This is a genomic window from Phormidesmis sp. 146-12, assembly GCF_052939495.1.
On the sequence record NZ_JBJPHS010000009.1, the window covers coordinates 50,193 to 68,222 of the forward strand.

General features: G+C 49.7%; 18 protein-coding genes and 1 tRNA gene. 13 read left to right on the forward strand and 6 right to left on the reverse strand.

The window, feature by feature from the left end; all coding sequences use genetic code 11:
* Positions 1-174: 174 nt before the first annotated feature.
* Positions 175-1,239 (reverse strand): septal ring lytic transglycosylase RlpA family protein, encoded by a 1,065-nt coding sequence (locus ACKFKF_RS06150; RefSeq protein WP_446866869.1) that lies wholly within the window; start codon positions 1,237-1,239, stop codon positions 175-177.
* 385 nt (positions 1,240-1,624) lie between these two features.
* Between ACKFKF_RS06150 and purM the strand changes: the two genes are divergently transcribed.
* Positions 1,625-2,701, forward strand: a complete 1,077-nt coding sequence (gene purM / locus ACKFKF_RS06155; protein WP_446866870.1) for a phosphoribosylformylglycinamidine cyclo-ligase — start codon at positions 1,625-1,627, stop codon at positions 2,699-2,701.
* A gap of 4 nt (positions 2,702-2,705) precedes the next feature.
* Positions 2,706-3,548, forward strand: a complete 843-nt coding sequence (rsmA, locus tag ACKFKF_RS06160; protein ID WP_446866871.1) for a 16S rRNA (adenine(1518)-N(6)/adenine(1519)-N(6))-dimethyltransferase RsmA — start codon at positions 2,706-2,708, stop codon at positions 3,546-3,548.
* On the opposite strand, the gene ACKFKF_RS06165 is transcribed toward rsmA, so the two are convergent.
* Positions 3,529-4,173: a Uma2 family endonuclease gene (locus ACKFKF_RS06165; protein ID WP_446866873.1), complete on the reverse strand. Its 645-nt coding sequence runs from the start codon at positions 4,171-4,173 to the stop codon at positions 3,529-3,531. The two genes, rsmA and ACKFKF_RS06165, sit on opposite strands and share 20 nt — an antisense overlap.
* Before the next feature lie 144 nt (positions 4,174-4,317).
* Between ACKFKF_RS06165 and ispE the strand changes: the two genes are divergently transcribed.
* The 3 genes from ispE (at position 4,318) to hemJ (ending at position 6,709) form a co-directional block, all read left to right on the forward strand.
* Positions 4,318-5,259, forward strand: a complete 942-nt coding sequence (gene ispE / locus ACKFKF_RS06170; RefSeq protein ID WP_446866874.1) for a 4-(cytidine 5'-diphospho)-2-C-methyl-D-erythritol kinase — start codon at positions 4,318-4,320, stop codon at positions 5,257-5,259.
* A 32-nt stretch (positions 5,260-5,291) separates the two neighbouring features.
* The gene (locus ACKFKF_RS06175) at positions 5,292-5,603 is read left to right on the forward strand and encodes a DUF3082 domain-containing protein (RefSeq protein ID WP_446866875.1); all 312 of its coding nucleotides are present in this window, start codon (positions 5,292-5,294) and stop codon (positions 5,601-5,603) included.
* Between the two features lie 512 nt (positions 5,604-6,115).
* Positions 6,116-6,709, forward strand: a complete 594-nt coding sequence (gene hemJ, locus ACKFKF_RS06180; protein ID WP_446866876.1) for a protoporphyrinogen oxidase HemJ — start codon at positions 6,116-6,118, stop codon at positions 6,707-6,709.
* Between the two features lie 70 nt (positions 6,710-6,779).
* On the opposite strand, the gene tatC is transcribed toward hemJ, so the two are convergent.
* A complete protein-coding gene (gene tatC / locus ACKFKF_RS06185) occupies positions 6,780-7,601 on the reverse strand; it encodes a twin-arginine translocase subunit TatC (protein ID WP_446856287.1) in 822 nt (273 codons plus the stop codon).
* Between the two features lie 554 nt (positions 7,602-8,155).
* On the opposite strand from tatC, the gene waaF reads away from it, so the two are divergent.
* Both waaF and ACKFKF_RS06195 read left to right on the forward strand, forming a co-directional pair.
* Positions 8,156-9,262, forward strand: coding sequence for a lipopolysaccharide heptosyltransferase II (gene waaF / locus ACKFKF_RS06190; protein ID WP_446866877.1), 1,107 nt, complete (start codon positions 8,156-8,158; stop codon positions 9,260-9,262).
* A 12-nt stretch (positions 9,263-9,274) separates the two neighbouring features.
* Positions 9,275-9,359: transfer RNA gene (locus tag ACKFKF_RS06195), tRNA-Ser, on the forward strand.
* 179 nt (positions 9,360-9,538) lie between these two features.
* On the opposite strand, the gene ACKFKF_RS06200 is transcribed toward ACKFKF_RS06195, so the two are convergent.
* Positions 9,539-9,856 (reverse strand): hypothetical protein, encoded by a 318-nt coding sequence (locus tag ACKFKF_RS06200; RefSeq protein ID WP_446866878.1) that lies wholly within the window; start codon positions 9,854-9,856, stop codon positions 9,539-9,541.
* 137 nt (positions 9,857-9,993) lie between these two features.
* Positions 9,994-11,991: an ATP-binding protein gene (locus ACKFKF_RS06205; protein WP_446866879.1), complete on the reverse strand. Its 1,998-nt coding sequence runs from the start codon at positions 11,989-11,991 to the stop codon at positions 9,994-9,996.
* Between the two features lie 319 nt (positions 11,992-12,310).
* Between ACKFKF_RS06205 and ACKFKF_RS06210 the strand changes: the two genes are divergently transcribed.
* From ACKFKF_RS06210 to ACKFKF_RS06235, 6 genes are all read left to right on the forward strand, one after another.
* Entirely contained in the window at positions 12,311-13,045 is a 735-nt protein-coding gene (locus ACKFKF_RS06210; protein ID WP_446866880.1) for a RibD family protein, read from the forward strand.
* 63 nt (positions 13,046-13,108) lie between these two features.
* Entirely contained in the window at positions 13,109-14,320 is a 1,212-nt protein-coding gene (locus ACKFKF_RS06215; protein WP_446866881.1) for a GNAT family N-acetyltransferase, read from the forward strand.
* Positions 14,321-14,370: 50 nt separating this feature from the next.
* Positions 14,371-14,754, forward strand: coding sequence for a DUF4346 domain-containing protein (locus ACKFKF_RS06220; protein WP_446856282.1), 384 nt, complete (start codon positions 14,371-14,373; stop codon positions 14,752-14,754).
* Between the two features lie 47 nt (positions 14,755-14,801).
* Positions 14,802-14,939, forward strand: a complete 138-nt coding sequence (locus tag ACKFKF_RS06225; protein ID WP_446866882.1) for a hypothetical protein — start codon at positions 14,802-14,804, stop codon at positions 14,937-14,939.
* A gap of 142 nt (positions 14,940-15,081) precedes the next feature.
* On the forward strand, positions 15,082-15,489 hold the full coding sequence (locus tag ACKFKF_RS06230; RefSeq protein ID WP_446866883.1) for a hypothetical protein: 408 nt from the start codon (positions 15,082-15,084) through the stop codon (positions 15,487-15,489).
* Positions 15,486-17,693, forward strand: a complete 2,208-nt coding sequence (locus ACKFKF_RS06235) for a tetratricopeptide repeat protein (protein ID WP_446866884.1) — start codon at positions 15,486-15,488, stop codon at positions 17,691-17,693. Before ACKFKF_RS06230 ends, ACKFKF_RS06235 begins: the two co-directional genes overlap by 4 nt.
* Positions 17,694-17,888: 195 nt before the next feature.
* On the opposite strand, the gene ACKFKF_RS06240 is transcribed toward ACKFKF_RS06235, so the two are convergent.
* A complete protein-coding gene (locus ACKFKF_RS06240; protein ID WP_446866885.1) occupies positions 17,889-18,011 on the reverse strand; it encodes a hypothetical protein in 123 nt (40 codons plus the stop codon).
* Positions 18,012-18,030 lie beyond the last annotated feature (19 nt).

The following is an 18,030-nucleotide window of genomic DNA, read 5'->3' on the forward strand; positions in this document are numbered from 1 at the left end:
AGGGAACTTTAAGATAAGAGAATTTTTGAGGTAATCCAGAAAATAAGCCTGGCGATTCAGATCGCGTCTATCAAAACAAAGTCCTCTTCGTGGGTTAGAAGGCTTCCCCAGTCTACGAAGGTAGGCTCTGCTTGTAGAGGCGCGATCGACCGTCAGGCTTTATTTCTAAGAGGTCTAATTTCCGGCTGCGATCGGTTTGCGTGGCTCCAACACTTCTAACCGAACGGGGGCAATCCCGGTGCTGATCAACCCTAAAATACGGGCCGCCCCCGCAGAAAGGTCAATGACTCGATCGCCAGCATAGGGGCCGCGATCGTTAATTCGCACAATCACCGATCGACCGTTGTCTAGATTGGTCACCTGGACTTGAGTGCCAAAGGGTAAAGAGCGGTGAGCCGCTGTCATCGCATTCTCGTTAAAGATTTCACCACTGGCGCTGGCATTTCCGTTAAAACCAGGGCCATACCACGAGGCCCAGCCGTTGACGCGAAACTTGACGGGCCCCAAAGAGATTTCTTGCACTCTGGGAGCGGGCTTATTTTGAACTTCTCTCAAGGGAGAGGCATTGCCAATAATGCGACGGAGACGGTTGGTGACCTGAAGGGCATCTTGCTCGGCATTGTGAGTCGTGTCAGGCAGGATGGTATTGGCGTTGACGGATACGATCGTCGTCTGGTTTGCTTTGATGACGTAACGATCGCCGTTCTTAGAGTCCTTCCAACTCACGGTGATTTGCTTTGCATCGACCCCATCTCGATAAAGCTGGTTGAGTTTGGCAGCGATCGCCGTAGCTCTCAAAACGGGATCGGGCTGCGTATCAGAATTCTGGCGCGGCTCTGAAGTCGATTCGCTACTGGAACCAGACTTGACTTTGGCGGCTAGATCTCTTTGTGAAGCTCCCATTTTTACGCCGTTAGCGGCAGTTTGAGACCCCACAAAGGTCAACACTGGAATATTGCGAACGTAGAGGGTTGCGGCTTTTTTGCCTTGAACCTCGTGAGAATGGATTTTGGCGATACTGTCCTCTCTGGCTTGAGTTTGCGAGGTTTGTTGCTCACCCACTTTTACAACATCGCCCGTAGGAGAGGCTGAGTCGGGTGGGTTAGAAGCGCCCTGATGGTTTGCTTCGGAGCCTTGGCTTACTGCTTGAGTGGACTCGGCATTACAGCCGTGGGTCGCACCAAAGGTTGTTGTCATCAACAGGGTCGCAGTAAGGCCGCTAATTAGTTTTTGATTCATATCTCCATGTGTGAGGGTCACTTGCTATCGAGTTGAGAGTTCGATAAGCGGTTTGCGGAAGCGCAAGATGGCTCGTGTAACTCGTACTCGTTCCGTGTTCACTCCTGGTTACAGAACTGCAACAGACTAGCATGAAGTTTTTACCCAGGGGATCAGGGTGCTATCGGTATGGAAAAAAACTTTACATTATCTTCAAATTCGTTAATTACCCTCAAGTGATTGCTGTCAGAACGTTGTAGCCATTATTTACCAAAACTACACAATGGGAACTTCATGAAAACTTTACATTAACTTCATAGTGGTTGTGGGTTATGCTGAGGGCTTATGCCTACTTAGAAGTCAGGCGTGAGGAGGCAGGTGTGAGGAGAGGCAGGTTGCTTTCTCTTTGATCGTTTCACCCTCAGTAGAAATTGCGATCGCAGAGTTAGAATTCATGGATTATTGGGAAGCTGGGGTTGATGTTGAGGCGGGACGGGCGTTTGTCGATCGCATTGGCAGTCTGGTCAAGCGCACCTATCGTTCTGAAGTGCTGGGCGGGATTGGTGGCTTTAGTGGATTGTTTCAACTCCCGACTGGCTATCGTGAACCCGTCCTCGTGTCGGGGACGGATGGGGTCGGCACCAAGCTCAAACTGGCTCATACGCTCGATCGTCATGACACGGTGGGCATTGATTTAGTGGCGATGTGCGTCAACGATGTGCTGACTTGTGGAGCCGAGCCGCTCTTTTTTCTCGATTACTTAGCGACGGGGCATCTGGAACCCGAACAACTGGCGCAAGTGGTTGAAGGTATTGCTCAGGGCTGTGAGCAGTCTGGCTGTGCGCTACTCGGAGGTGAAACGGCTGAGATGCCCGGTTTTTACCAGGCGAATGAGTATGATCTGGCTGGTTTTTGTGTGGGCATCGTGGAGAAAAGTCAGATTTTAGACGGTTCGCAGGTGCAGGTTGGTGACTTGGCGATCGCTCTTCCCAGTACCGGAGTTCACAGTAACGGGTTTTCGCTGGTGCGGAAGATTGTCGAGGATCGCGGGTTTAATTGGAGCGATCGACCTCACGATCTGAATGGCAGAACTTTGGGAGAAGCCTTACTGACTCCGACTCAGATTTATGTGAAGCCGATTTTGGCGGCCTTAAAAAGTGGCATTCCCATCCGCAGCATGGCGCATATCACGGGAGGCGGTCTGCCCGAAAATTTGCCGCGCTGTTTGGCAAGTGATCAGGCGGTTGAGATTGACTTATTTGGATGGGACGTTTTGCCGATCTTTCACTGGTTGGCAATGGCTGGAAAAGTCAAACCCAAAGAGATGTTTAATACCTTTAATATGGGAGTAGGATTTGTGGTGATCGTGCCGCCCGATCGCGAAGCTGAAACTATCGAATTCTTTGTCTCGCAAAACATCAAAGCTTCGACGATCGGCACCGTTATTCCCGGTACAAAAAACTTAGTCGGACTGCCTGAATAAATCTGTGACCAAAACTCGTAAACAATTTGGTCAGCATTGGCTGCGGAGCGAAAAAGCCCTGGCCAAAATCGTCAGTTCTGCGGAGTTGACTCAATCCGATCGCGTCTTAGAAATCGGCCCCGGTACAGGTGTTTTGACGCGGCAATTATTAACGCAAGCGCAAGCAGTTGTCGCAGTAGAAATCGATCGCGACTTATGTCAACTTCTGTCTAAGAAATTGGGACAAATCAATCACTTTCTACTGCTACAAGGGGACTTTTTGGCGTTAGATGTAGACAATCTGCTCGAACCTTTTCCGGAGTTTCAACGACCCAACAAAGTCGTCGCTAATATTCCTTACAACATTACTGGCCCGATTCTGGAAAAATTGCTGGGAACGATCGCTCATCCCAATCCAGAGCGCCTGGACGCGATCGTGCTGCTGGTACAAAAAGAAGTGGCGCTGCGGCTGTGTGCCAATCCTGACTCGACGCATTTTGGTGCGTTGTCGGTGCGAGTCCAATATTTGGCAGACTGCGAATTTATTTGTGATGTGCCTGCCAAAGCTTTTCAGCCGCCGCCCAAAGTGGATTCTGCGGTGATCCGGCTGCGTCCTCGTGCGATCGCTCATCCTGCCCAGAGTCCTCGACATTTAGAAAATCTGATCAGAGCCGGATTTTTGAGCAAGCGCAAGATGTTGAAGAATAATTTGAAGAGTACGATCGATCCTGATCAGCTAACCGAAATTCTCGAATCATTAGACGTAAATCCCCAAGCCAGAGCCGAAGATCTGAGTGTCGAAAAGTGGGTGAAGTTGAGCGATTGCATTCTCAATCACGTCCCTAAAACTACGACCCCGGTGGATTAAAAATCTGCTCGGCAGTGAGCGTTAATTCTGGAAAAACGGCTGAGAGAATGCGGTCTTGATTGCGAAACTGCTGCACTTCATACTCACCGTCAACCCACTGATAAACCGAAATCGTCGGCTGCTTGGGAGAGCCGATATAGCGACGACCGCCCAATCCCAAATAGTCAATGATCCAATATTCAGGGATGCCCATTGACTCATACGCCTGAACCTTCCTCAAATAATCATCCTTCCAGTTAGTGCTGACAACTTCCACGACTAGACGGGCAGATTCACCTCGCGTAATCGTAGATGACTTTTCCCAACGTGGATCAGATGCCAAGGCGCTACTGTCCAAAACAATCACATCCGGTTCATAGCCCGACTCTTCTTCGTCTGGTTTAACAATGCAATCTGTCGGCATAAAGTAAGGCAAGCTCAAGCGTTCTATTTCAACTCCTAGCTTCAAAGTTGTAAACCCTCCGATTTGTGAATGTTTGCCTCTTGGCTTTGGCATTTCGACCACTAATCCTTCGTGTAATTCGTAGCGATACTCTGAGTTTTCGGGATACCAGTTGATAAACTCATCAAAGGTCATGCGTTTAGGAGCGGCCTGTACCAGATTTTCTGCTTGAGCTTGAACCATCTCGTCCTCCTAACGTCTTTCAGCAATTTGTCTTCTAGAACTGATCGTAACCACTAAGAAACATCACACTTCAGCTTCCGTTGCCTGCTTAACTTATGATCAGGGTTGCGAAAGGCGTTACTCTAAAGTGGCTCTAAATAGTATATGCGTTCTTATTCCCTGATTGCTCCCGCCAAAATTAATCTTTACTTGCAGATTGTGGGCGATCTCTTCGACGGCTTTCACGAACTGGTGATGGTGCTGCAAAGTATTGAGCTGGCAGATTTGGTGACGGTGAGAGCGATCGGGACGGATCAAATCCAGCTTCACTGCGACAATCCAGAAGTGCCCCAAGATCAGACCAATCTGGCTTACAAAGCGGCCGCCCTGATGCAGCAAGAGTTTCCAGATTCCTTCTCAAAATATGGCGGCGTTGAGATCACCATTCAAAAGCGCATTCCGATCGGGGCAGGGTTAGCGGGCGGTTCGGCGAATGCGGCGGCGGTGATCGTCGGTCTCGATCTGATGTGGAGTTTGGGACTGACTCAATCAGAATTGCAAGACTTGGGCGCAACGTTGGGGTCTGATATTCCCTTCTGCATTACGGGAGGAACGGCGCTGGCAACCGGACGAGGCGAAAAAATTGACCCGCTCCCAGACCTCAACCATATATACGTCGTGTTAGCCAAGTATCGAAATCTGCCCGTCTCAACTCCGTGGGCTTATAAAACCTATCGTCAACGGTTTGGCGCAACTTATCCCAAAAGTTCGGGTGATCTCGAAGTGCGAAAACAAAACGCGGGAGGAATGCTGGCGGCGATCGCTCAGCAAGACCAAACCCAAATCGCCAAACTGCTGCACAATGATCTCGAAAAAGTTGTCTTACCCGAATATCCACAAGTCCAGGCATTGCGCGATCGCTTTCAAAGCTTGAATGTTCTCGGTACGATGATGTCTGGCTCTGGCTCTACTGTCTTTGCTTTAGTTGAGTCAGTTGAGCAGGCAGAACGAGTGAAAAATGAGATGCGATCTGCGATCGCAGATCCTGATTTAGACTTATGGGTGACAAAATTCTGTCCATCCGGTGTTCGCTTATCCAACCACTAGTTGTTCGAGAAACTCACAAGAAACCTAAATGTATGTCTGACCCAACTCCCTCACCCGAAGTCGTCGCGCCTCCCAGTCCTTTGCGCTGTATTGCAGGATCGATCGTTGCAGGCGGAATGGCTTTTGTGTTTTACAACATGACTAGCTCGATCGCCCTCTCCTTTGCCAGCAAGCCTATTCAATATCACACGGTGGCGACTGCGAATATTGCCGTTGCGGTGAGAACGCTGGTTGTAGGAATGAGCGCTCTGGGGACGGGAGTTTTTGGATTGGCGGCGCTGGGATTGTTTGGGTTAGGCATTCAAACTTGGCTGGGACGATCGAAAAATTCGGTGAACGGTTAAGCAGAGTTTTGGCGATCGTTCAAAAGTTTTCCACAGTTTTAGGCGAGTTTTCCACAGGTTAAATCTGAAGGTTGAGATTTCTTGAGAAACCAGAGCCATCATCTTAATTTTTCAAAGTAGAAAAGCTGAAACGTTGATTCTCTCGTTAAGTTAGGTTGGAGTAGAAGAAAGTTAGCGTGCTTTGTGGGATTGACAAGTTGAACGATCGATACGCCTTAATTTAACCTGTCAAAATCGGCTGAAAGTAGTACAACGCAGCCTTCTGGCGACCCTTTGCGGGTAACTTGAAGCGATCGCGGCCTAAAATTCTTTTAACCTGATTTGGGTGACCAATCTTGTTAAAGCATTAAAGTTTTCCACAGCCTTTCTCCAATTTGTGCTGCACATTTTTCTGCTATTAAATACCTTGAATTTTAGATTGTTAAGCACCTCGAACATCATGCCCCTGAATGATTGAAAATGGAGATTGGTAGACGGTTTAAATTCTTTCCAAATTGCAAAGGAATTAATTCATGGCTTATCTCTGGTTCAAGGCGTTTCATATTGTTGGGATTGTTTGCTGGTTTGCTGGTTTGTTTTATCTGCCTCGCTTGTTTGTCTATCATGCAGAAGCCAACGAGCAACCCGAACCCGCCCGTAGCATTCTCAAAAACCAGTACCAAATTATGGAGAAGCGCCTCTATCGGATCATCATGACTCCGGCGCTGATCTTGACGATCGTCATGGCGATCGGGCTGGTCTATACCGAACCTGACGTTCTCAAACAACCGTGGCTTCACATTAAACTTGCGCTCGTGGCAGCACTGCTGGTTTACGATCACCTTTGTCTGAGAATCATGAAAAAGCTGGCAGCAGACACCTGTAACATGACAGGTCAACAGTTTCGCTGGTTTAACGAATTTCCCACCGTGCTGTTTGTGATCATTGTGATGTTGGCCATCTTCAAGAACGACGTGCCGACGGATGCCACAGCCTGGTTAATTTTTGGGATGACGATCGCAATGGCAGCCTTCATTCAGCTTTATGCGCGCAAGCGTCGATTGGCTAAAGAAAAGTTAGCGGCCGAAGGCGCAATTTCAGAATCAGGTTCAGAAGTCGGCGCTTAACGCATCGACGAATTTTTCCATTACGGTTGTGACTTTCGCCCCCTAGATCCCCCAATCTGGGGGAATTTGACTATTTACCCAACAGTTTGACAATGCCGACTCCGCCAAAGTAGAGGACGAGAACGGCTCCGCCTAACAAACTTTGTGTCAGCGGATCGGTGGAAGGCGTGATCACAGCGCCCAAAATTGCGGCACCGAGTAAGACGTACTTCCAGCCTGACAGCATTTTCTCAGAGGAGACGATGCCCAAAAATCCTAAAAGCGCCTGGACAACGGGAATTTGAAACGCCAGTCCAGTGCTGAACATTAATAAGAGAACAAACTCGAAATAGCGATCGATTGACCAAGCTTGTTCAACGACATCGGCACCGTAAGTAATAAAAAAGTTCAGCGCGGCGGGAATCAAAGCAACATAAGCAAACGCCAGTCCGCCCACAAATAAAATGCTGGAACCAAAAACAACGGGAGCCAAAAATCGCTTTTCTTTTCGCGTCAAACCGGGCAAGACAAAGGCGACAACCTGATACAAAATGAACGGAGCCGACAAAACCAATCCGGTGTAACCTGCTACTTTAATCGAGACAAAAAAGTATTCTCCCGGCGCAAGCTGAAGAAACTTCACCCCCTGCGCGGGAACTTCAAGCAACTGCACGATCGGTTTGACAAACGCAAAACAGCCAATTACGAAAACAGCGATCGCAATCAGAGAATAAAAGATGCGCTGCCGCAGTTCTTCTAGATGATCAAAGAGCGACATTTCCACATCTTCGATCACGTCATCTGGGGCAATTGTCTCAGGCTCATCCGATGAATGGCTCAACTCATTAGAAGTGCCATCCGTGGGCGTGATGTCTAGCGGCGTTGCGGTTTCGAGTTCCGAAGGGGCAGTCATGGTCGGCTTCTGTCCACAGGTTTGTCCTTATTGTATCGAGGTCAGCGATCGGGGGGAACCGTTTTGAGGAATGAAGCGCAACCTCTTTGAGATCCAAGGGGTCAGTTTTCAAAAGCTGATCACAACACTGATTACAACCCCAAGGAACGCGAGTTTATCAACCTGAGATTCTCTAAATGTGCTTGGTCAGTTGATTTTGGCTTCGTTTCAATGGGTTGCAGCCCCCTAAATCCCTCAAATTTGGGGGACTTTGAAGCTCAAACCCGTTTTGAATTCCAGAATTTTTTGATCTCAAAGTCCCTAGAATGGCAGGGGTCTCATTGTCCAAGGAGAAAAGCCGAAAGTACTGAAAGCTCGTTTGAGCTTCACCAGATATTGCTCAACTTGAGACAAGGTAATCAGCCTTTCACGATTCCTCTGCCGACAGTGAAACCACCCTGCCACACTCTTAAGATACAAGGGGCGTTCCCGAATTTATAACTGTAGTAAATCAATTGATCGAATTGATCGAATTCACGTTAAATTGACCGCGTTCACATTGATTGATCCCTGTTATGAACCATTCCTGGAGCCACGCCAAAAATCTGCTCTGCATTCGGTTGGATACGATCGGCGATGTTTTGATGACGACTCCTGCTCTCAAAGCGCTTAAGGAATCGGTTCCCGGACGGCGGCTCACGTTGCTCACTTCCTCGGCTGGCGCGGCGATCGCTCCCTTTATTCCAGACTTAGACGAATGGATTGTGTACGATTCTCCCTGGCTCAAAGCGACGGCTCCACGCACGAGTAGTCAGCCAGAATTTGAAATGATTGAACAGTTGCGATCGCTCAAATTTGATGGAGCAGTAATTTTTACCGTTTACAGTCAAAATCCTTTGCCGTCTGCTTTCTTAAGCTACATGGCAGACATTCCCTTACGACTGGCGCACTGTCACGAAAACCCCTACCAACTTCTGACCGACTGGATCAAAGACCCCGAACCCGATTTCGGCATTCGTCATGAAGTGCGCCGTCAGTTAGATCTCGTCTCTCAAATCGGTTGTCAAACTTTAGATGAACGTCTGTCGTTAAGCGTTGTAGAAAGTGATCGCGCTGCTGTTCTCAAGACGTTGGAAACATTAAATTTACAAATCGATCGCTCTTGGGTCGTCGTTCATCCTGGTGCTACGGCCGCGTCTCGCCGCTATTCTCCCGAAGGATTCGCCGCCGTTGCCGATCAACTTTCACAACTGGGTTATCAAATTATTTTCACTGGCAGCGATTGGGAAGCCGAACTAATTGCGAATATTCAATCGATGATGCGTGCGCCGTCTCATTCTCTCACTCGCCTCACTTTGGGGGAACTGGCGGCTTTGATTGCGATCGCGCCGATTCTAGTTTCTAACAACACCGGCCCCGTTCACATTGCCGCTGCGGTGGGCACTCCAGTTGTTGACCTCTATGCTTTGACCAATCCGCAACATACGCCCTGGCAGGTTCCCCATCGGTTGCTGTTTCACGATGTGCCCTGCAAGTATTGCTACAAAAGCAGTTGTCCCGAAGGTCATCACGATTGTCTGCGTCAAGTCACCCCCGAAGCGATCGTCGAGGCCACCACTTCTCTACTCAACGAACAATTATTTCTGCCCCCTACTCCAAATCACTCGCCTGCGGTAAGATAGAGTCGGTCTGCTGGAGAGGTGGCAGAGTGGTCGATCGCGTCCGACTTGAAATCGGATGAACCGAAAGGTTCCGAGGGTTCAAATCCCTCCCTCTCCGTTGTTTTGTTTAGTTCAACTCCCCTATCAATTCTCTATCCATTAGGCAGAAGTCGGTAGAACGCAGACAGGGATCGATCTCTTAGCTCACCCAATCCCGCGTCGGTTTTTCCTCACAGTGAGTAGTAGTTTTCTCAGTCTGACACAAATAAACCCCACATCTCCTTCACAGCAATCCTTCTACACACTTTTGCGTAATGGATAGATTTCATATTCGCGGCTGTCGTTGCCGTATTTGGCTGAGACTCCGTTTAGCATCTGGTCGATCAGGTCTCCCAGTGTTTTCTCCAGGTCGTCAATTTCGAGTTTGGAGGCATCGAGTAGAGCGATCGTGGTGTTGTAGTGGTTGAGTTTGGCTTGGAGTTGTTCGATTTGATCGGTCAGGGTGTCGATGTCGCGATTGCGTCCAAAGTCCATTGTGGGGTCGATCGCTTTAAGTTTTAGGGCGCGGATTTGAGCTTTTTCCAGAATTCGAGAGGTGCGTTGTGCGCGTGACATCGTAAAGACTCCCTACTATTTTTTTCTTGTATGAAACCACCCTGGGTACATAATTTGTGCGGAAGGTTGCGGCTGTGGTGACGACAATGTGGAGGGGAGTGGCGATCGCTGCGGTTAGGCTTCTGGTTCAAGTTCATTTACCCGTTGGGGATGCTCAAGCGATCGCTCACCTCATCCACTTGTCGATCAGAAAGGTCGGTTGAGGGATTGGATTCGAGTAGGGGAAGCCAGATGCGAAACGTGCTGCCTTTGTTGGGTGCAGACTGAAATGAAAGGGTGCCGCCGTGCAGTTCGGCGAGGCGTTTGGTGAGGGCGAGTCCTAGACCTGTGCCTTCGTGCTTGCGCGTCAGTGATGAGTCGATCTGCTGAAAAGGACGAAACAGCAGGTGCCAGCGATCTTGAGGAATACCAATGCCAGAATCCTGAACTTCGAGCCGCAAATAGGACGTATGGGGATTGACAGGACTGTGATCGGGGCGAGTGTCTTGCGCTAACTGGTGCCCAAAGCCGAGTCCGATCGCCAGTTTTACCTGGCCGCCTTCGGGGGTAAATTTGACCGCGTTTGAGAGCAGATTGATCACCATTTGCCGGACTCGCCGTTCGTCTAAAAGCACGCTATCCATGCGGTGATCGGACTCGATAGACAGCTTCAGTCGCTTCATCTCTGCCCCTGGCTGCACCATTTTTAAACATTGGCGACAGAGTTCTTGAATCTGGATCGGCTGCAAATTGAGTTCGACTTTGCCTGCTTCGATTTTGGCGATGTCTAGCAGATCGTTGATGATTTTTAGCAGGTGTAGCGCAGCATCGTCCGCCTGTTGCAGAAATTCTAATTCTTCTTCACGATCGTCGCAGCACCCATCTCGAATCAGTCGCACACAGCCAATAATTGCATTCAGAGGCGTGCGTAACTCGTGGGACGTGGTGGCCAAAAATTCACTTTTTAGCTGATTGGCTGCTTGAGCTTCTTGCCAGGCCGATTCTAATTCTTCTGCCCGTTCTTCGAGGCGCTCGACCATGTTGTCTAAAGCTTCGGCCAGATGGTTGAGTTCTCTGACTTTGAAGTTTTTTGGGGTGCGATCGACCGAGTAGCGCTGACGAATCCGCAGGGCATAGTCGCTGAGTTGTTCGATGGGCAAAGCCAACTCTCGCGAGAGATACAGCGTCGCCAACAAAATCGCCATCAGCAGTCCAGCCGTGAGAATTAAGAGAACCTGCTGAATGCCTTCTAGACTATAGAGCGCTTTGTCGAGAGGAGTCGCTGCCAAAACAACCCAGGTGCGCGTTTCTGAGCCGCTAATCGCAATTTTCACGGGACTGTAGCCCGCCAGCCACTCGGCCCCATCTTTCTCAAACGAGAACAGGTGGAGTGAATCTTGATTGCCCGCGACCCCTTGCGGGTAACTCGAAGAGATCGCACCTCTGACCAGACTTTGAAGTCGATCCGCATCCGCCTCTTCTCGAATGTTGCGGCCCACGCGCTCGGCGATCGGGTGAGCCAAAATCTGCCCATCTTGCTCAATAACCACCGTGTGACCTGCCATCCGTCCGGGAGCAGGTTCCTGCTGATAAAGGGCTGTCTGCATCGTCAGCGCGTACCGGAGTTGGACGGTTTCACCAGATTTTTCGGCATAAACCGGAGCGCTCAACAAAAGATTAAGCTGATTGTTGTCGATCGAGTTCTTTAACGGTTGTGTCAGCGCCAACTGAACCGACTGCGCCTCCGTTTGCGGATCAGTCCAGGCTGTAGAAGCTCGAAAAATGGGTTGGCTTCCACAGGTGCTGGCTTCTATTTTTTGAGTTTGCAGATTGGTTAATTGAATGCAGTGAGTGGCGATCGCTGAAGTCTTCTGCAACTGTTCTAAAAAGCGCTGAATTTTGGTCGGAGAGCCGGACTGCAAAACAGAAGCCTGAGTCGCCGTGGTCAAATTGGCGCGAAGGGCGGCGATCGTCGTTGCCAGATTTCCTCCTTTGCGGGCGGCGTTTTCGGCCAGATTGTAGCGGGCCGTCTCTAGCAAGCCCGATCGCGCTTTACGATAAGCGACAATTTCACCCGTCAGCAGCACCGGAATGCTCAAAAGTAGAAGTCGCGACAGCAGGATGCGGCGAAAAGAAGATTGACGTGCCTTAGCCATAGAAGCTTTTAACCTGACCACGACCAAACAGTCACAACTTGATAAGTAGTCTGCACACTGTTGGAGAACTAAGCGCTAATAAATTGCCGTTCACAGAGCAAGGCAGATCAAAAAGATTTAGAAACAAGATATTCCAGAATTGAGGAAAGGGTGCAGCGATCAAGCCAAATCTTAAGGAATCACCTGTTGAGATGAGTTTACAAAAAATTACGCTAGAAAGCCATCTCTGATTGGGATTTTAACGACTTACGCTTATAAGTTCACCTCTGCTTTGCAAAATCCGTGAAACGTGACCAAATTGTCTTTCTTGAGCAAATTAATGTCTGACCGTTCCTTAAAACCGCTGCCGCGCGATCGTGCTGGTTTGCCCCATGCCAGCGTCATTTTGGCCATGAGTGCCGACGGTAAAATTGCGGATGTCAGTCGCGCTCCGGCCCGATTTGGGTCAGCGATCGACAAAGTACACCTCGAACAGCAGATTGCCCAGGTCGATGCCGTTTTGTTTGGAGCCGGAACGCTCCGCGCCTATGGCACGACACTCAAGGTTTCCCAGCTTGACCTGTTGGCGCATCGTCAGCATCTAGGAAAGCCTCCGCAGCCTGTACAGATTGTGTGTTCGCGATCGGTCAATCTTGATCCCACCTGCCGATTTTTTTCTCAGCCAGTGCCCCATTGGTTGTTGACGACCGAGACCGGAAAAAGGCGTTGGGGTGAGCAAGCTGGATTTGAGCAAATACTGGCGATCTCTTCGAGTGACCCGCAAGGAGTCGGCGATTCTGAAATTGATTGGACGACTGCCTTCGCTCACTTGTTTGATCTGGGATTACAGCGTCTCGCCATTTTGGGCGGTGGAGATCTCGTCGGGGCCCTATTTGCCGCCAACCTGATCAACGAACTTCACCTGACCGTCTGCCCCTTAATCTTGGGAGGCACCCAATCCCCAACCCCCGTCGCCGGAACCGGATTTTTGGCCGCGATCGCACCCCAATTAGAACTGCTGAACGTGCGGTCGATCAACCAGGAAGTTTTTCTCCACTACAAAGTCAAGCACTAACCCTCATCCCTCATCCCCAGTTCCTCTCTTTCTTCTAAAGATTCGTTTACATTAGAGTCTGTGATGTGTCCAACTCTGGCTATGGTCGAACAACTCAAGCCTCGATTTTCGGTTGCCTGGATTAACAAAATTGGTGAAATTCCCCAAGCAGAGTGGGATGCGCTGGCCATGCCGCTCAAAACGCCGTTTCTCGAATGGACATGGCTACACAATATGGAGACTTCGGGAAGCACAACGGCTCGATCGGGTTGGTTGCCCAATCATTTGACGGTGTGGCGCGATCGCTCCCTCATTGCTGCGGCTCCGCTCTACATTAAGGGTCACAGCTACGGTGAGTTTGTGTTTGATCACCAGTGGGCGGATGTCGCGGCTCGCTTGGGCATCGAATACTATCCAAAGCTGTTAGGAATGTCTCCCTTCACACCTGCCGAAGGCTACCGCTTTTTGATCGCCCCTGGAGAAGATGAAGATGAACTGACGGGGATCATGGTGAATGCGATCGATCACTTCTGCAATCACAATCAAATTTCTGGCTGCAACTTTTTGTATGTTGACCCCGAATGGCGACTGGTGATGGAGCGACACGGTTTCAGCAGTTGGCTACACCACGGTTACATCTGGCAAAATCAAGGCTTTCAAACCTTTGATGACTACTTAAAAGCTTTTAATGCCAATCAGCGTCGCAACATCAAGCGAGAACGCAAAGCCGTCGGTACAGCGGGACTTTATCTCAAAGCGTTGAGAGGCGAAGAAATTCCGCGATCGCTCTTTCCGCTGATGTACAACTTCTACAGTGATACCTGCGACAAATTTGGCTGGTGGGGCAGTAAATATCTGACCAAAAAATTCTTTGAACAGCTACATTCCAGCTACTCTGAGCGGGTTGTTTTCTTTGCGGCTTATAGCGAAGTGGATGATTTGCATCCCGTGGGCATGTCGTTTTGTTTGACGAAGGGTGATCGGCTGTATGGTCGCTATTGGGGGTCACTTCAAGAAATTGATTGTTTGCACTTTGATGCCTGTTATTATGCGCCGATCGAGTGGGCGATTCAGAATGACATTCAACTATTTGACCCTGGGGCGGGCGGACGACACAAGAAGCGGCGAGGCTTTCCGGCATCTGCTAACTATTCACTGCATCGGTTTTATAACAGTCGATTGTCACAGATCTTGCGATCGCATATTCATCAAGTCAACAATTTAGAGCAGCAAGAAATTGACGCGATCAATCAAGATTTGCCATTCAAACAAGAAACCATTCAGTTTGAGGTTTAAGCCTCGTAAAATGTAAGGAAGAACACCAGAATTACGGTTTCAATCGGTCAATGATAAACTCAGCAACTGCCGACACCACGGCTTTAGACGATAAGCTTTCTCAACGGTTTATCCAACTCGACGAAAACGGATACTTTATTATTTACGTCGATCGAGAGGCTCAACTAATCTGCGCCAAACACTACACCAATTTCATTAACAACAAAGGGTTGGCTTGCGATCCTGAAACGGGGGAACCGCTCCCTTGTACTGGAAAAGTTGAGCGTCAAGCCACCACCATTTTTAAGGGCAGAACGGCTAAAGAACTCTGTATTGAACTCTTTGAAAAGCCTGACTGTCTGGTGACTCGACTCGATCACGCGGCTTATTTGGGTCGAGAATTTGTCCGAGCCGAGATTGCAATGCTCAACGGACAGGACTATGTTCAAGATTAGACAGCCATAAGTTCGATGAAGTTTCTTCACTGCGGTGTTGAGCACTCTTGCAGCGCGTCCGCCTTTTGCGTCTAATGGGTGATGGCGTAGCGTTGCTGCTCGTAGGGCTTTCTCCCGATCGCCTCACCGCTACGCCCGGTTGCGCCCCTGTTCAGACGGCTCGGCTCTCTTTGGGTAAAGTCTAGAGATCCCTCTTCAAAAGGGGGACGTTGATCAGAAAGTTGCACATTGCCTAATACTGCAATTAATTCTGCAATATTACGGAAGTTCGCAGACAGGACAGGAAGAATTAGTTACAACGGGAGTGTAATTAACTATCTGTGACCTATGGATGCTCTAACTGGGGCAGCGATCGCAAAACTGGCTTTTGATGAGTTTGTCAAATCTGGAGCGGGGGAGATCGCCAAGAAAGCGGTCGGAGGCGCGATCGAGCAATTGCGTTCAGTGATTAAAAAGCGATTTGCAGGAAATCAGAAGGCGGAAGCTGCGATCGTCAAGATTGAAGAGGAGCGATCGCCCGAAGCATTGAAGAAGCTTGAAGTGTATTTAGATGACGAGATGGAAGATCCGCAGTTCGCGCAGACTCTACAGCAGTTGGCGCAGCAGGTGATCAATATTGGCAAGCAAGAACAAAGTAACGTTACGTTTGATGTGGATGCACGAGACAATGCGCGGGTGAACGCGATTAACGAACTGAACGCAACGACGGTTAATTTTGGCGATCAGCGTCCATGACGGAAAAGCGATTTGATATTGATGCTGACGGGAATGCGCGGGTAAATGCGATCGACACTCTCAACGCTGGGACTGTCAATTTTGGCGATCGCATCACAACTCAACAGCGTGTTTCTGTGATTGGGCTTGATCCGATTCCACCGGAACATAAGCCGCAGGAATGGATTGAGCGATCGCAGCCGCAGCAGGAACTCTTGCGGCGAATTCAGGCACAGGCAAAGCTGATCGAACTGGTTGCGGTGGGTGGGTTTGGTAAATCGCTGCTTGCATCCTGGCTGTTTCACAAGATCAAAGGAGAGTTTGAGCGATCGTTGTGGCTAAATTTCCGCAAAGTACCGACGTTTAATGAGTTTGCGCGGTGGGTGTTGCAGGAGATTGGGTTTTTGATTGACGATCCGCGGGTGACGGATGAGCAGTTGATCATTCAACTGACTTATCGCCTGACCGAGAAGCGGTGTTTGCTGGTGTTGGATCAGCTTGAAGCGGTGCAGACTGCGAACGATCGAGCTTCGTTTGAGTTGTTTTTGCAGACTTGGCGAGAGCGGGGGCGATCGAGTGTGGTAGTCATGACGACACGATCGAGCTTTGGAATGGATGCGATCGCACAGTTGCCGCTGTTGGGGTTGACGGATGCAGAAGGGGCAGAATTTTTGGCGAGGCAGGGGATTCGCGCGATCGCAGAGCAGGGGTTTGAGCGGTGGACGCGGTTGGCGGGTGGGCATCCGTTGTTGTTGGGATTGGCGGCGAGTTGGGTACGGCAAGCGGCGCAAGATTGTCTAGGCGAGAGGGATTTGGAATTCTTTGAGCGGCTGTTTTGTCACTATCAAGGCGACTCGGAAGGGAAGGTTGAGGAGATTTTTGCAGTCCTGTTTGCAGAGTTGCCAGAACGACTGCGATCGCTCTTACTTGGTGTTGTGGTGTATCGAGATGCGTTTGGGCTGGAGATGGCTCAGGCGATGCTGGCGGATGCGGGGGTTGAAGATTTGCAGACATTGAGCGATCGAGCATTTTTGCGGCAGGAGTCGGAGCGGTGGACGCTGCACCCGTTGATGCGGAATCTGGTTGAGCAGGCATTGAAAGAAAGCGATCGTTATCAGGAATCGCATCAGAAAGCGATCGCCTATTTCACGTCAAAGATTAAACCTGAGAAATCAACGATCGCAGACTGTGCCGAAGAACTCGAAATCTTTCACCATCGCTGTGAACTGAGAGAATATGCGCTTGCCGATCAAGTTATGGATACCTGCGTCAACTTTTTAGAGCGACGGGGATACTATCGTGATTTGCTGCCGATTTACGATCGGCTTACCCAAGCTTGGACAGATACAAATCCTGACGACGTAGAAGAGCAACGAAACTTAGGCTGGGCATGGACACTACTGGGAAGGTTGTATCATGATGTGGAACAGTATCAAGCTGCGATCAAAGCTCACGAAAAAGCTCAAGCCCTCTTCGATAGGATTAACTTCTCCGGAGGCAAAGCAGCTTCCCTCAACAACTTTGGTAATGCCTACGATGGGCTAGGACAGTATCAACGAGCGATCGACTTTCATCAACAGTCCTTAGAGGTCAAACGCGATATTGGCGACCGCCGCGGCGAAGCAGCTTCCCTCAACAACTTGGGCAGTGTCTACGATGGGCTAGGACAGTATCAACAGGCGATCGACTTTCATCAACAGTCTCTAGAGATTAAGCGCGACATTGGCGACCGCGACGGCGAAGCGGATTCCCTCAACAACTTGGGCAGTGTTTACAGTGGGTTGGGACAGTATCAACGAGCGATCGACTTTTATCAACAGTCTCTAGAGATTAAGCGCGACATTGGCGCTCGCATTGGTGAAGCCCGTTCCTTATTTAACAAAGCGCAAGCACTCGCCAAATGTGAACCTCGCCGCTTTGAAGCACTTGCCACACTTGAGGAAGCTCGTGAAATCTACACAGAGTTGCAACTTGATCACATGGCTAAGCAGTGCGATGAAGCCATTCGGAACTTCAACTATATTATTGCCACTGAGCAACGCCAATCAGCCCCCATTCTCCCGACCACTCCCACGATCGGTAACGCTCCCCCCAGAGATGATTGGTATGAACGTAACTTGCCTAAACCACAAACCCGCCCAGCCTCACAGCGCCAAATTAACTGGGTTCTCTGGTTTTGCGTTGGGGTGGCGATCGTCCTTCTGATCGCATGGCTCCGCAAGTAAACGGCGGTTGAAATGCTCGATCGCTCACTCGACTAAAACGCGATCGTAGTGCCTATGCTCAGAATGGGTTCAACATTTGGGATGATAGCCTTCATTCACTTTGGTGGATACCCATGTATTCAGCACTTCTCTCTCCGCTTCGTCCTCTTCCGCACCCGCGCCATCCCCTGGAACTACGCCCGCTTCCTCAACTACTCAACCGATCGAATGTTCCTCCAGCGCATCGGCGAACACTACGTGTAGCGAAGCTTGCGCTACCGCTTCATCCACAAACTCCTCCAAGACCACTTCGCCAACATGAAGTTGTAGAATGAACACTAAAGATAGGACTGCTGTG

Coding starts and splice junctions, on each gene's coding strand:
- ACKFKF_RS06230 (WP_446866883.1), top strand. CDS start 15,082: ATGGATGCTCTAACTGGGGCAGCGATCGCAAAACTGGCTTTTGATGAG.
- ACKFKF_RS06165 (WP_446866873.1), bottom strand. CDS start 4,173: ATGGTTCAAGCTCAAGCAGAAAATCTGGTACAGGCCGCTCCTAAACGC.
- ACKFKF_RS06150 (WP_446866869.1), bottom strand. CDS start 1,239: ATGAATCAAAAACTAATTAGCGGCCTTACTGCGACCCTGTTGATGACA.
- ispE (WP_446866874.1), top strand. CDS start 4,318: ATGCGTTCTTATTCCCTGATTGCTCCCGCCAAAATTAATCTTTACTTG.
- ACKFKF_RS06235 (WP_446866884.1), top strand. CDS start 15,486: ATGACGGAAAAGCGATTTGATATTGATGCTGACGGGAATGCGCGGGTA.
- ACKFKF_RS06175 (WP_446866875.1), top strand. CDS start 5,292: ATGTCTGACCCAACTCCCTCACCCGAAGTCGTCGCGCCTCCCAGTCCT.
- ACKFKF_RS06200 (WP_446866878.1), bottom strand. CDS start 9,856: ATGTCACGCGCACAACGCACCTCTCGAATTCTGGAAAAAGCTCAAATC.
- ACKFKF_RS06210 (WP_446866880.1), top strand. CDS start 12,311: ATGTCTGACCGTTCCTTAAAACCGCTGCCGCGCGATCGTGCTGGTTTG.
- ACKFKF_RS06205 (WP_446866879.1), bottom strand. CDS start 11,991: ATGGCTAAGGCACGTCAATCTTCTTTTCGCCGCATCCTGCTGTCGCGA.
- ACKFKF_RS06215 (WP_446866881.1), top strand. CDS start 13,109: ATGTGTCCAACTCTGGCTATGGTCGAACAACTCAAGCCTCGATTTTCG.
- waaF (WP_446866877.1), top strand. CDS start 8,156: ATGAACCATTCCTGGAGCCACGCCAAAAATCTGCTCTGCATTCGGTTG.
- tatC (WP_446856287.1), bottom strand. CDS start 7,601: ATGACTGCCCCTTCGGAACTCGAAACCGCAACGCCGCTAGACATCACG.
- hemJ (WP_446866876.1), top strand. CDS start 6,116: ATGGCTTATCTCTGGTTCAAGGCGTTTCATATTGTTGGGATTGTTTGC.
- ACKFKF_RS06220 (WP_446856282.1), top strand. CDS start 14,371: ATGATAAACTCAGCAACTGCCGACACCACGGCTTTAGACGATAAGCTT.